12 protein-coding genes are annotated in these 12,519 nt (G+C 75.5%); 5 read left to right on the top strand and 7 right to left on the bottom strand.

The annotated features are described in order from the left end of the window. Positions 1–16: 16 nt before the first annotated feature. Together SJY06_RS02625 and SJY06_RS02620 are read right to left on the bottom strand one after the other, a co-directional pair. On the bottom strand, positions 17–805 hold the full coding sequence (locus SJY06_RS02625) for a hypothetical protein (RefSeq protein WP_380164339.1): 789 nt from the start codon (positions 803–805) through the stop codon (positions 17–19). A gap of 108 nt (positions 806–913) precedes the next feature. Then, on the bottom strand, positions 914–1,165 hold the full coding sequence (locus SJY06_RS02620) for a hypothetical protein (RefSeq protein ID WP_380164337.1): 252 nt from the start codon (positions 1,163–1,165) through the stop codon (positions 914–916). Positions 1,166–1,309: 144 nt separating this feature from the next. On the opposite strand from SJY06_RS02620, the gene SJY06_RS02615 reads away from it, so the two are divergent. Then, on the top strand, positions 1,310–2,941 hold the full coding sequence (locus SJY06_RS02615) for a SpoIIE family protein phosphatase (protein WP_380164335.1): 1,632 nt from the start codon (positions 1,310–1,312) through the stop codon (positions 2,939–2,941). Positions 2,942–2,959: 18 nt separating this feature from the next. On the opposite strand, the gene SJY06_RS02610 is transcribed toward SJY06_RS02615, so the two are convergent. From SJY06_RS02610 to ligD, 3 genes are all read right to left on the bottom strand, one after another. After that, positions 2,960–3,442 (bottom strand): hypothetical protein, encoded by a 483-nt coding sequence (locus SJY06_RS02610; RefSeq protein WP_380164333.1) that lies wholly within the window; start codon positions 3,440–3,442, stop codon positions 2,960–2,962. A gap of 116 nt (positions 3,443–3,558) precedes the next feature. Continuing rightward, positions 3,559–6,345 (bottom strand): LuxR C-terminal-related transcriptional regulator, encoded by a 2,787-nt coding sequence (locus tag SJY06_RS02605; protein WP_380164331.1) that lies wholly within the window; start codon positions 6,343–6,345, stop codon positions 3,559–3,561. Positions 6,346–6,395: 50 nt separating this feature from the next. Continuing rightward, positions 6,396–7,373: a non-homologous end-joining DNA ligase gene (ligD, locus tag SJY06_RS02600; RefSeq protein ID WP_380164329.1), complete on the bottom strand. Its 978-nt coding sequence runs from the start codon at positions 7,371–7,373 to the stop codon at positions 6,396–6,398. A gap of 144 nt (positions 7,374–7,517) precedes the next feature. Here ligD and SJY06_RS02595 point away from each other — a divergent pair, with 144 nt between their 5' ends. Both SJY06_RS02595 and SJY06_RS02590 read left to right on the top strand, forming a co-directional pair. Beyond that, positions 7,518–9,023 carry an MFS transporter gene (locus SJY06_RS02595; protein ID WP_380164327.1) on the top strand — a complete coding sequence of 502 codons (1,506 nt, stop codon included), beginning with the start codon at positions 7,518–7,520 and terminating at the stop codon, positions 9,021–9,023. 47 nt (positions 9,024–9,070) lie between these two features. Beyond that, complete coding sequence (locus SJY06_RS02590) at positions 9,071–9,523, top strand: SRPBCC family protein (RefSeq protein ID WP_380164325.1); 453 nt, start codon at positions 9,071–9,073, stop codon at positions 9,521–9,523. A 15-nt stretch (positions 9,524–9,538) separates the two neighbouring features. On the opposite strand, the gene SJY06_RS02585 is transcribed toward SJY06_RS02590, so the two are convergent. Next, positions 9,539–10,939 (bottom strand): AMP-binding protein, encoded by a 1,401-nt coding sequence (locus SJY06_RS02585; protein WP_380164323.1) that lies wholly within the window; start codon positions 10,937–10,939, stop codon positions 9,539–9,541. A 137-nt stretch (positions 10,940–11,076) separates the two neighbouring features. Continuing rightward, positions 11,077–11,370, bottom strand: coding sequence for a hypothetical protein (locus SJY06_RS02580; protein ID WP_380164321.1), 294 nt, complete (start codon positions 11,368–11,370; stop codon positions 11,077–11,079). On the opposite strand from SJY06_RS02580, the gene SJY06_RS02575 reads away from it, so the two are divergent. Together SJY06_RS02575 and SJY06_RS02570 are read left to right on the top strand one after the other, a co-directional pair. Then, a complete protein-coding gene (locus tag SJY06_RS02575) occupies positions 11,360–11,923 on the top strand; it encodes an amidohydrolase family protein (RefSeq protein WP_380164319.1) in 564 nt (187 codons plus the stop codon). The two genes, SJY06_RS02580 and SJY06_RS02575, sit on opposite strands and share 11 nt — an antisense overlap. A 34-nt stretch (positions 11,924–11,957) precedes the next feature. Next, positions 11,958–12,512 carry an MSMEG_0572/Sll0783 family nitrogen starvation response protein gene (locus SJY06_RS02570; protein WP_380164317.1) on the top strand — a complete coding sequence of 185 codons (555 nt, stop codon included), beginning with the start codon at positions 11,958–11,960 and terminating at the stop codon, positions 12,510–12,512. Positions 12,513–12,519 lie beyond the last annotated feature (7 nt).

Raw genomic sequence — 12,519 nt, 5'->3', positions numbered from 1 at the left:
CAGCACGTCCGACGCCTCAGTCGTCGTCGGAGTGGCGGTCGTCGTCGCCACCGTGGTGGCCGGAGTCGTCGTCGTCCCCGTGGTGACCCGAGTCGTCGGAGTCGTCGGAGTCGTCGTCGTCGGAGTCGTCGTGGCCGGAGTCGTCGCCGCCGTGGTGCCCCGAGTCGTCGGAGCCGCCCCGGTCACCGCGACCCTGGTCCGCGGTCCCGTCGTCCCCGCCACCGTCGCGGCCCGAGTCGTCCGAGCCCGAGTCGTCCGAGCCGCCCCGGTCACCGCGACCCTGGTCCGCGGTCCCGTCGTCCCCGCCACCGTCGCGGCCCGAGTCGTCCGAGCCCGAGTCGTCCGAGCCGCCCCGGTCACCCCGGCCCTGGTCCGCGGTCCCGTCGTCCCCGCCACCGTCGCGGCCCGAGTCGTCCGAGCCGGTGCTGCGGGTGGGCGAGGCCGTCGGCGTGCGGGGCGCCGTCGTCGCGGTGGGTCGGTCGCCGCGACCCTGGTCGGCGGTGCCGTCGTCCCCGCCGCCGTCCCGGCCGGAGTCGTCCGTGCTGCGGGTGGCCGAAGCCGACGCAGTGGCCGACGGGGTGGCCGACGGGGTCCGGGTGGGGCTGCTGGACGGGGTGCGGGTGGCGGCGGGAGCGGGGACGGCGACGTCGCCGTGGCCCTGGTCGGCCGTGCCGTCGTCGTCGGAGACGGCTGCGGGCCACTGCACCGGGGCGGTGGCGACGGAGGCGGCGTAGGCGGTGCCGGTCACGGCCAGCGCGACCGAGGCGGCGGCGCCGAGGACGACGAGGGGGCGGGGGAGGTTCATGGTGGGCTCCTAGGGTCGTGGGCCGGTGTGTCCGACCGACCGAAGGCTCGCCCCCGCCACGCAAAGCGCACCTGCGGCGGACGTCAAGTCCACCTCAAGGCCGCACGCCTACGACTCCGGGAACCCCAGGTTCTCCTCCGGCACGGCGTCCGTCACCGGGGTGTCGTCGTACGCCTCGGCCGGCGGGGTGGGCGTCGCCCCGTGCGCCGGGCCGTCCACCGGCTCCCCCGCCTCGGCCAGCGCCGCCGACCCCGGGTCGCTGTCGCCCTCGGCGGTGCTGGACACCGGGTCCTGCCCCGTCATGTCGTCCGACCGCGTGGTCCGGTCCGGGCCGGTCGTGTCGTCGTGCGGTCCAGCCATGCTGCGCGCTCCTCGGCTCGGCGTGCGGTCGGTCCTGACGCCGGTCGGCGCACCCGCTGGGTACCCCGGCCCGCCCGGGTGAAACGGGCCCCCGACCGGGGCAGCCGCCTGCGCCGTCGGACCCACCTCGTCTACCGTCGGCCGGTGCAGGAGCAGCAGACCCCCGGACCGCCGCTCGACGACTTCCTGACCGGGGTCGACTGGGCCGCCACCCCGCTGGGTCCGGCCGCCGGCTGGGGACCGGAGCTGCGCTGGACCGTGGCGCTGGCCTCGGCCACCCGGTACCCCGTGGCGCTGTTCTGGGGCCCCGACCTGGTGATGGTCTACAACCGGGCCTACACCGACCTGATCGGCGACAAGCACCCGGCCGCGCTGGGCCGGCCCGCCCAGGACGTCTTCCCCGAGATCTGGGACCTGGTGGGCCCCATGTTCCAGCGGGTCGCGGACACCGGGGAGCCCACCTGGTCGCAGGACGAGCGGATGTTCCTGCACCGCCACGGCTTCGCCGAGGAGTGCTTCTTCACGTTCTCCTACTCCGCGGTCAGGGACGACCACGGCCGGGTGCTCGGGGTCGTCGACATCGCGGCGGAGACCACCGCGCAGGTGGTCGACCGCCGTCGGCTGGAGCTGCTCGCGCGGCTGGGCCACGCCCTGGTCGGCCTGGACGACCCGGCGGACCTGGGGGCGCTGGTGCTGCCGCTGCTGCGCCGCTTCCCCCTCGACCTGCCGGCCGTCGAGCTCGTCGGGCCCGGCCGGGGCACGGAGCCCGACCGCGACCACCGCCTGGCGCTGTCCCCGCCGGCCGGCTCGCAGGACACCGGCTCGGGGCTGACGACCACGGCCACCGCCGACGGGACGGTGGCCTGGCTGCCGGTGCGGGGCGACGGGGACCTGGGCAACGCCCTGCTGGTGCTGCTCAGCGAGCACCAGCCGCTGGACGGCGCCTACCGGCAGTTCCTGCGCCTGATGGCCGACGCCGTCGGGGCGGCGGAGTCCCGCGCGCGGGTCCGGGTCGCCGAGCGCGAGGCCGTGGCCGTCACCCGGCGGATGTCGGAGCAGCTGCAGCGGGCCATGCTCACGGACCTGCCCGTGGCCGAGCGGCTGACCGTGCACGCCCGCTACGAGCCCGCCGTGCACACCGAGCAGATCGGCGGCGACTGGTACGACGCGATCGTGCTGCCCGACTCCTCCACCGTGCTGGTCGTGGGCGACGTGGCCGGCCACGACTCCGCGGCCGCGGGCGCCATGGGGCAGCTGCGCGCGACCACCCGGGCCCTGGCGTGGGCGCTGCGGGACACCCCGGCCGGGCTGCTGGGCCGGGTCGACGAGGCCGCCGCCGGCCTGGGCGTGCAGTCGCTGGCCACGTCCCTGGTGGCCCGGCTGGACGCCCCCGCGGCCGACGGCGCCCGCCGGCTGCGCTGGAGCAGCGCCGGTCACCTGCCGCCCCTGCTGGCGGTGCCGGACGGCGGGGCCCGGCTGCTGGAGGGGACCACCGACCTGATGCTCGGCGTGCAGGCCGGCGCCACCCGGCGCGACAACGAGGCCACCGTGCCGCCCGGCTCGACGCTGCTGTTGGTGACCGACGGCCTGGTGGAGCGACGGCACCGGCCCATCGACACCGGGCTCGCGCTGCTGCGCGCGGCCGCCACCGCCCACGCCGGTCGCCCGCTGCGGGACATGGTGGACGCGGTCGTGCACGACCTGACCGACCACGGGTCCGCCGAGCAGGCACGCCACGTGGACGACGTGGTGGTGCTGGGGGCGCGCGGCACCTGACCGGGGCGGACGCACCCATCACTTGGGGTGCACGACCGCCTGGTGGGTGGCACCGGCCTGGTCGTCGGCCCGGCTGTGGCTCATCAGGATGTGGTCCAGGTCGGTGTCCCAGCCCGCCACCGAGACCCGCACCAGGTCCTGCGCGGCGGTGGAGGTGCTCCTGGGCCGGAAGGTGTACGGGCTGCCGTTGGACAGGACGGGGTCGTTCGGCTGGTGCGCCGGCAGCCGGGGGAAGTAGCCCGGCGTCGTGGTGTACTCCGTCCCCCAGGCTGCGCCGGCCCCGTTGCCCTCCTTCACCTGGGTGCCGTTCAGCCCCTCGATCAGGAAGCTGACGTTCTCGACGTCGAGCGCGCCGCGGTTGGTCACCTGGAACTTGAAGGTGACCGGCTCGTCCTTGTTGATGGCGCTGCCCGTAGCCGGCGCCACCTCGACGATCTCGATGTCCAGGAACTCGTGCGGGTAGCTCTCGACCTCGTCCTTGAGGTCGCTCAGGATCGACATGTCGGTGGTCCTCTCGTGTCGTGGGTCCGCTGACCCGGGCCGACCGGGCTGGCCGGCCCTGCCGACGCTACGAACGTGGGGCCGGCCCCGACGAGCGGGAGAACCCCCGCGGAGCCCTAGGACCCGAGCACGCCCGCGCCCGCCCGGCCGTCGGCCTGCCGCAGGTGGCGGGTGAGGTCGGCGCGGTTGCGCAGGCCCAGCCTGCGGTAGATCCGGGTCAGGTGGGCCTCGACGGTCGACTCGCTGACGAACAGGGCCCTGGCGATCTCCTTGTTGCGCCGCCCGTCCGCGACGAGCCCTGCGACCTGCCGTTCCGTGGTGGTGAGCTCCTCCACCTCACCGCCGCCCCGCACCCGCTGCCGCAGCTCGTCGGCCAGGTCGCACCACCCCCGGACGCCGCGCCCGGCCAGCAGGTCCGCCGACTCCTCGACCGCGGCCCGCACGCGACGACGGTGACCCCAGCGCAACCCGGCCGCGGCCACGGTGCACCCGAGCCGGGCGGCGTCGAGGTGGTGGCCCAGGCCGACCAGACGCTGCCGGGCCTCGAGCAGGCAGCCGAGGCTCGCCGGGTCCCCGACGAGCAGCTGCTGCTGGCCGCGCGCGGCGGTGACGTGTGCGTCGACCCACGGAGCGGCCAGCGACGCGGCCTGGCCCTGCAGGCGGTCGGCCAGCCGGTCGACCACGTCAGGACGGTCGGCGAGCGCGGCCAGCTGGACGGCGCCCGGCAGCACCGGGACCACCCCCGGGTGGCAGATGCCGAGGTCGTCCAGGACCGCCAGCGCCACCAGGTGGTGCTCGAGGGCACCGTCCCAGTCGCGTGCCGCCGCGGCCAGGGCGCCTCGCACGTGCGCGGCCATCGCCGACCTGGGTCGCTCGCCGACCCTCGCCGCCCAGCGGTCGAGCCGCTCGGCGGCGGCGCCGGCGGCCTCGGCGTCCCCCCGCAGCGCGGCGAGGAGCCCGCCGGGGTAGGACAGCCACGCCGCCGCCTCCTGGTCGCCGGAGACGAGGGTGCTCTCCAGCCCGTCGTCGACGAGGCGTTCGGCGTGGTCGAGGTCCCCGGCCGCGAGCTCGAGCCGAGCCAGGTCGGACAGGCGGTAGCCCACCTGGAACCCGCCACCCTGGCGCAGCGTGCGCTGGTAGCTCGTCTCGTGGTTGGCCCTCGCCTCGGCCAGGTGACCGTCCCAGAGCTGCTGGCGCCCGAGCAGCACCCGCGGCCACATCACCAGGTGACGGTCCTCGACCTCGTCGGCGGCCTCCACCGCCTCGACCATCAGCCCGTCCTGCCGCCGGCCGAGCAGCAACGAGGCCGTCGCGACCGTCGCCGCGGTCTGCGCGGTCAGGACGGCGTCGCCGTGCAGCCGGCCCACGGCGAGTCCGGCCCCGGCGTGCCGCAGGCCCTCGTCGACCCGACCCAGCTGCAGCGAGAGGAGCCAGCCGAGCAACCCGTGCAGCCGTCCGCGCACGCACTCGACGGCCCGGGACCCGGCGGCGGGCAGGTCGGCCAGCGACGCCCGGAGGAACTGCTCGGCATCGGTGAAGTCGAGCTCCACGCGGGTGGACACCACCTCGGCCCGCAGCGGGCCGGGACCGACGTCCGCCAGCAGCGACTCGACCAGCGCCAGGGCCGTGCCCAGGTCCCCGGCGGCTGCGCAGTGCCTGACCCGGCCGAGGAGCCGTCGGGTGCGGGCCCCCACGTCGTCGGCCGGGGTCAGCCGTGCGCTGTGGCCCAGCAGCTCGGCCGCCGGGCTGGGCGCGCCGCGGCGGGCGAGCCGGGCGGCTGCCTCCTCGACCCGGTCCGCGACGGCGGCGTCGGGGACCACGGTGGCCCGGGCCAGGTGCACGGCCTGCGCATCCGGGTCCTCGACGGTCCGGGCCAGCAGCCCGTGCAGCCCGCACCGGTCGAGCGGGTTGGTCGCGTCGAGCACGGCGGTGGCCATCAGCGGGTGGGCGAAGCGCAGCACGAAGTCGGCCTCCAGCACGAAGGTCTCGGAGTCCAGACCGGCGTGCACGGCGTCGGCCAGGTCGACGCCGTTGCCGTCCCCGTAGGCGTCGCCCAGGACGGACAGCTGCGTCGGGCCCGCCACCGCCAGCAGACGGGCGAGGTGCACCGTCGGGCGCGGCAGCCCGGACACGCGCGCGGCCAGCGCCGCCGACAGGGACCTGGAGGCGGGCTCCGTCGCCGCGCCGCCGACCGCGGAGCGCGCGAGCTCGAGCGCGAACAGCGGGTTGCCGTGCGCCGTCAGACCGATCCGGTGGGAAGCCGGCCCCGTGGTCGCCGGGTGCGCCGCGCGGACCAGCCACCGCAGCTCGGTGGCGTCCATCGGGGGCACGGGCACCGATCGGACGTCGCAGTCCAGCTGCGGCACGGGGACGGGGGCACCCCGGTCCGACGGGCTCCACGTGCGCGCCGTGGCCAGCAGGGACACGGCGCGGTCGGACAACCGGCGCAGGCTGAAGCGCAGCGTGCGCAGCGTCAGCTCGTCGAGCCACGGCAGGTCGTCCACGCCCAGCAGCACCGGCCCTCCGGCGGAGAGACCACGCAGGTGGTCCAGCACGAGCCGCGACAGGTCGGTGACCGGCAGGTGGTCGCGCAGCGCGGCACCGACGCCCGGTCCCGCCCCGGGCCGCCCCGGGCCGAACAGGTCGAGCAGCCCCTGCCCGGGGCAGTGCCGGTCCTCCTCCCCCGGCCGGGTGTCCAGCACGAGGGCGCCGCGGTCACGGCAGGCGTCCAACCCGTAGCGCCACAGCGTCGTCTTGCCGATGCCGGCTTCACCCTCCAGGACCAGCGAGGGCACGCCGGTCCGCAGCCGGTCGGCGTGCTCGTCCAGGGCCCGCCGCTCCGCGAGACGGCCGTGCACGACCGGTCGCGCGCGCTGGCGGTCGGGACGGACCTCGGTCGTCACAGGCGGAGGAGACGCGCCGGGGCCCACTGATACGAGCGACCCGCCGGCCCCTACGCCGGCGGCTCGGGCTCCGGCTCGGCCGGCGGCTCGGCCCCGGCGGCCTCGTCGCGCGCGGCCCACTCCAGCAGCGGGGCGAGGTCGAAGACGTGCCCGTCGATGTCGGCGTGCAGGTCGCCGAGGCGGGCGAAGCGCTCCGGCACGGTGGCGATGGTGAAGTCGCCGGGCTCGGCGTCGTCGACCTCGTCCCAGCGCAGCGGCGTGGACACCGTGCCCTCGGGGTTGCCCCGCACCGAGTAGGCCGCCGCGATGGTGTGGTCCCGGGCGTTCTGGTTGTAGTCGACGAACAGGGCGTGCGGGTCGCGGTCCTTGCGCCACCAGGTGGTCGTCACGTCGTCCGGGGCGCGCCGCTCGACCTCGCGGGCGAACGCGAGCGCGGCCCGTCGGACGTCGGTGAACGAGTGCGTCGGCGGGACCCGGACATAGACGTGCATGCCGCTGCCGCCGGAGGTCTTGGGATAGCCGACCGCGCCCAGCTCGTCGAGGACCCCGTGGACCACGTGGGCGACGCGGCGCACCTGGGCGTAGTCCGACAGCGGTCCGGGGTCCAGGTCGATGCGCCACTCGTCGGGGGATTCGGTGTCCGCCCGGCGGCTGTTCCAGGGGTGGAACTCCACCGTCGACATCTGCACGGCCCACGCGACCTGGGCCAGGTGCGTGACGCACAGCTCGTCCGCGGTGCGGTTCCAGCGCGGGAAGTGCAGCCGCACGGTCTCGACCCACGGCGGCGCCCCGGCCGGGACCCGCTTCTGGTGGACCTTGTCGCCCGCGACGCCCTTGGGGAAGCGGTGCAGCATGCACGGCCGCTCGCGCAGGGCGTTGACGATGCCGTCGCCGACGGCGAGGTAGTACCGCAGCAGGTCGAGCTTGGTCTCGCCGCGGGCCGGGAAGTAGACCCGGTCCGGGCTGGACAGGCGCACCGTCAGACCGTCGACGTCGATCTCCACCGCCGGTGCCTTGGGCGTGGCCATGCCGACACCGTAGGCGCGCCCCCGGCCGGACGCGACGCCCGGCCGCGATGGATCCGGGCGATGTCCCGGCGATGATTCCGGGGCGGTGCACCGGTCCCACCCCTCGTGACCCGCGGAGCCCCCGCGGGGCCGGGAGGAGCAGCCATGACCAGCACCCCGTCCGGGGAGTCCGGGACGTCCGAGCCGCAGGGCCGGCCGCTCGACCTGCGCGAGCCGCGCCAGCGGGTCTTCGCCCACGTGCTCGTCAGCAGCCTCGTGGTGTCGGTGGTCAACTTCACCGTCTTCTTCGCCGTGACGTTTTGGGTGTACCTGCAGACGCTGTCGGTGCTGGCCACGGGGCTCATCGCCGGGTTGTTCCTTGGTGCCACCGCGCTGACCGGGATCTGGTTCGGCAGCCTGGTCGACCACCACCGCAAGGTCGCGGTGATGCAGGCCTCGGCGGCCGCGTCGTTCGTCCTCTACGCCGGCTGCCTGGCCCTGTACCTGCTCGCCCCCGACGGCTCGTTCACCGACCCCGGCCAGCCGCTGCTGTGGGTGCTCGTGGTGCTGCTGATGGCCGGGATCATCACCGGCAACCTGCGCGGCATCGCCGTGCCCACGCTGGTCACGCTGCTCGTCCCCGCGCCGTCCCGGGACCGGGCCAACGGCCTGGTCGGCACGGCCACGGGGGTCTCGTTCCTCGTCACGTCGGTGATCAGCGGGCTCCTGGTCGGCTGGGACGGGATGCGCTCGGTCCTGGTCCTCGCCCTGGTGGTGCTCGCCGCCTCCGTGGTCCACCTGGCCTCGCTCGACGTCCCCGAGCCGCCGCCCACGCGGACCGTCGCCGGCGACGAGGGTCACGGCGTCGACCTGCGCGGCACGCTGCGGATCGTCGGCGGGGTGCCCGGGCTGCCCGCGCTCATCGTCTTCTCCTGCATCAACAACGTGCTGGGCGGGTCGTTCATGGCCCTGATGGACGCCTACGGGCTGTCGATGGTGTCGGTCCAGGCCTGGGGACTGCTGTGGGGCGTGCTGAGCACCGGGGTGATCGTCGGTGGGCTCGTGGTGGCCAAGGTCGGCCTCGGCCGCAGCCCGGTCCGCACGCTGCTGCTGGTCAACCTCGTGCTGTGGACCGTCATGATCCTGTTCCCGCTGCGCTCGAACATCTGGCTGCTGGCCGCCGGGATGATGGTGTTCATGCTCCTGTCGCCCTTCGCGGAGGCGGCCGAGCAGACCGTGCTCCAGCGGGTGGTCCCGTTCGAGCGGCAGGGCCGGGTGTTCGGTTTCGCGCAGAGCATCGAGCAGGCGGCCTCCCCGCTCACCGCCTTCCTCGTCGCGCCGTTCACCGAGCTCGTCGTGATCCCCGCCATGACCGACGGGGCGGCGGCCCGGCTCGTCGGAGGCTGGTTCGGCACCGGTCCGGACCGGGGGATCGCCCTGGTGTTCGTGGTGACCGGGGTGCTCGGGCTGCTGTTCACCCTGGCGGCCATGGCCAGCCGGCCCTACCGACGGCTGAGCGCGGCCTACCGGGACGCGGTCCCGCCGACGGCCGGCGGCCAGGACCCGCAGGAGGAGCCGGACGTCGCACCGTCGGTCCCCGCGGCCGTGGCCGCGCTGGGGGGCGCACCCGCCGCGGACGGCCAGGGCGATCCGGTCGCGCTCCGGGACTGACGGCCGGCTCTGCCACCCTGGGCGCCCCCGAGCCCCCGGAGGCCCCCGTGCAGACCTTCACCGTCACCCGGCACGTCGCCGCGCCCGTCGCCCGCGTGTGGGCCGTCGCCACCGACCTGGCGGGTGCCCCCTCGGTCATCGCCGACATCGACGCCGTCACGGTGCTCACCCCCGGGCCGTTCGGGGTCGGCACGCGGTGGCGGGAGACCCGCACCATGCTCGGCCGGACCGCCAGCGAGGAGATGGTCGTCACGGCCGTGGCGCCCGAGCGCTCCTACACGGCCGAGGCGGACAGCCGCCGCACCCACTACTCCTCGACGTTCACCTTCGCGCCCGCGCCCGACGGCGGCACGAGGATGGCGATGAGCTTCGGCGGCGAGCCGTCCGGGGGCCTGGCCAAGGCGCTGACCCGGCTGACGGCGCCGCTGACCCGCCGCGCGGTGGAGAAGACGCTGCGCGCCGACCTGGACGACATCGCGGCCGCCGCCGAGCGGGGCTGAGGACCGCTCAGGGCCTCACCGCCACCGGGCGCGTCGCACCTTGCCCGTGTCGTCGCGCAACGGCCGGTCCACGAGCTCCACCGACCGAGGTTGCTGGTGCGGGTGCAACCGTGCGGCCGCCCACGCGACGAGCTCCGCGCTCCCCGGCCCGGCCCACGGCTCGGGCTCGACCACGGCGTGCACGTGCTGCGTCCCACCGTCTCCGGTCCGGCCGACCACGACGGCGCAGCGCACCCCGGGATGCTCCTGGAGGACCTGCTCGACGTCGGCGGGGTGGACGGTGCCGCCCGGCGTCTCGATCCCGTCGGCGAGCCGGTCCGCGAGGTAGAGGTACCCGTCGGCGTCGAGCCGGCCCGCGTCACCGAGGGTGTGCCAGCCGTCGCGCACCCGCGCCGGAGAGCCCACGTAGTGGTAGGTGTCGTGCCCTCGCCGCATGAGCACCTCACCCGTCTCGCCGGGGTCGCACTCGGTGCCGTCGGGTCGGACCACCCGGAAGCGAGACCCCCCGACGCCGCGGCCGACCGTGCCCGGACGCTGCAACCACTCCCGGCCGCCGACCAGCGCGAGGCCCTGCGACTCGGTGCCGGCGTACAGCTCCCACACCCGCTCCGGACCCAGCCAGCCCAGCCACGCGCGCTTGAGCCACGGCGGGCACCGCGACCCCAGGTGCAGCACGGCCTCGAGGCTGCCCACGTCGGCACCGGCCCGGTCGGGGCTGCGCCACACCTGCTGCATCAGGTCGGGGGCGAGCACGGCCCAGGTCACGCGGTGCGCGGCCACCGCCCGCAGCCACTCCTGCGGGTCGGGACGGGGCAGCAGCACGAGCTCGTGGCCGGTCATCAGGCCCCGGAAGGCGTAGACGTAGGACGCCGCGTGCCACAGCGGCGCGGCCACGAGCTGGACGGCATCTCGCGGCACGAAGGCGGCGACGGCCGCGTCGGGGTCGACGTGCGCCGAGGCGGCGGCCCGGACCAGGCGAGGGCGCCCCGTGCTGCCGCTGGACGTCGGCGCCTTCCAGGACGAGGCGGCGAGGTCCGGCAGGGGGTCGGTGCCGGTACCGTCCACGGCCTCCGCCGCCAGCGCGTCGAGCACCTGCGCGTCGTCGTTGACGACCAGGGCGGGCCGGGCCAGAGCAAGCACGGCCTCACGCTCGGCCGGGGCCAGGTGGGGCGACAGCGGCTGCGGCGTGGCCCCGGCCTTCCACACGGCCACGTTGGCCAGGACCGCCGCCACCCCGGTCCCCAGCGTCACGGTCACCAGGTCGTCAGGGCGCAGCCCGCGGCGCCGCCAGGCACGGGCCAGCCGGTCGGTGCGCTCGTGCAGCTCGCGCCGGGTCAGCACCTGCTCGCCGTCGCGCACGGCCACCCGGTCGGGGTCCCGGGCCGCCAGCACGGCGAACGCTCGGCCGATCGACACCACCGCCACGGTCCGGACGTTAGCCGCGCGGCCGGGCCACCTCACCCGCTGGAGCCCGACGGGCCGGGTCGAAACACCCCGGGCACGAGATCGCCTCCGAGCCGGTTTCCAGTTGAAACCAGACCGAAACCTGCCGGTCAGAGGCTTCCCCCATGCCGCTCACCGGGAGCACGCACGACGCGCACCGCCACATCGGGGTGCTGCCCGCGCACGGCTTCTACGGCGGTCCACCGGTGCAGCCCGACGTCCGCGCCGCGGCCACCGTCGACGAGCTGTTCGCCCAGCTCGACGCCGAGCAGGTGGAACGGGCCCTCGTCCTGCCCAACTACGGCGTGCCCGACGCCCGGGTCGCCTTCGACCTGAACGACCTGGCGGTCGAGGCCGCCCAGCGCGACGACCGGGTGCTGGCCGGGCTTCTGGGTGTCGCCCAAGGCTTCCGACGCCGAGCGGAACACCGGCGCCCTGGCCCTGGCGGGCGAGCGCGGCGTGGCCGCCCTCAAGACGAGCTTCCTGCTCGGCGGGGCGGTCGACGACCCGGGGTGCAGGGAGCAGCTCGACCGGATCTTCGCCGCCGCGGCCGCCCACGCCCTCGTCGTGCACGTGCACACCTCACCGGGGTCGACGTCGGACGTCGACCAGGTGGGCCGGCTCGTCGACCGCTACGGCGACACCGTGCGCATCCACCTCGTCCACCTCGGCGGTGGCATGAGCGGGCACCTCAAGCTGGTCGGCGGCCGGCTGTTCGACTGGATCGAGGCCGGAAAGCTGGTGTGGACCGACACCTCGTGGGCCATCGGCTTCGCCCCGACCTGGCTGGTGCAGCAGATCGAGGCGCGCGGGATCGGCCACGACCGCGTGCTCTTCGCCACCGACACCCCGTGGGGCGACCACGCGGGCGAGCTGCACCGCCTCGCCGCCGCCGCGGGCGACGGCGAGCTCGCGCGCGCCTTCTTCCGCGACAACTTCACCGCGCTGTACGGCTGACCCGTCCCACCCACCCCCGCGACAGGAGCCCCTCATGACCACGACCACCACCTCGGGTACGAGCACCACCGACCTGGACGCCGAGCTCAGGGCCAACATGGACAAGGCCCTGAACGAGGTGCCCCACCCCTCCCAGGACAAGGGCACCAACCTGTACGGCTCCACCAAGCTGTTCCCCGACTACCAGGCGGAGGCGGGCGAGACGTACTTCACCCTCGTCCACGGCATCCCGCACGAGTCTTCGGTCAGCTTCGTCGCCGTGCTGCAGGCCACCCGGGCGCTGCGCAAGGGCTTCGAGTCGGCGATCTACTTCTACGGGCCCGGGACCCTGGCGTGCATGGCGACCCGCGGGTTCCCCACCACGGGCGACACCGCGTTCCCCGGCAACCAGAACCTGAACGACGCGCTGACGACGTTCATCGGCGAGGGGGGCACGGTGTACTGCTGCCGCTTCGGGCTCGCGCTGCACGGCTGCCGCGAGGAGGACCTGATCGCCGGCGTGGTGCCGGCCCACCCGCTGGACGTGCAGGACGCGATCATCCACTACGCCCGCAAGGGCGCCATCATCAACTCGACCTACAACCTCTGAGGTCCCG

The sequence above is a fragment of the Jannaschia sp. R86511 genome (assembly GCF_042466345.1).
Classification (GTDB): domain Bacteria; phylum Actinomycetota; class Actinomycetes; order Actinomycetales; family JBBAYJ01; genus Aquipuribacter.
This window is presented reverse-complemented; position numbering and strand designations above follow the sequence as displayed.

Bases quoted from the DNA above. Each gene is read 5' to 3' on its own strand.
- SJY06_RS02595 (WP_380164327.1), top strand. From the start codon at position 7,518: ATGACCAGCACCCCGTCCGGGGAGTCCGGGACGTCCGAGCCGCAGGGC.
- ligD (WP_380164329.1), bottom strand. From the start codon at position 7,373: ATGGCCACGCCCAAGGCACCGGCGGTGGAGATCGACGTCGACGGTCTG.
- SJY06_RS02610 (WP_380164333.1), bottom strand. From the start codon at position 3,442: ATGTCGATCCTGAGCGACCTCAAGGACGAGGTCGAGAGCTACCCGCAC.
- SJY06_RS02570 (WP_380164317.1), top strand. From the start codon at position 11,958: ATGACCACGACCACCACCTCGGGTACGAGCACCACCGACCTGGACGCC.
- SJY06_RS02620 (WP_380164337.1), bottom strand. From the start codon at position 1,165: ATGGCTGGACCGCACGACGACACGACCGGCCCGGACCGGACCACGCGG.
- SJY06_RS02625 (WP_380164339.1), bottom strand. From the start codon at position 805: ATGAACCTCCCCCGCCCCCTCGTCGTCCTCGGCGCCGCCGCCTCGGTC.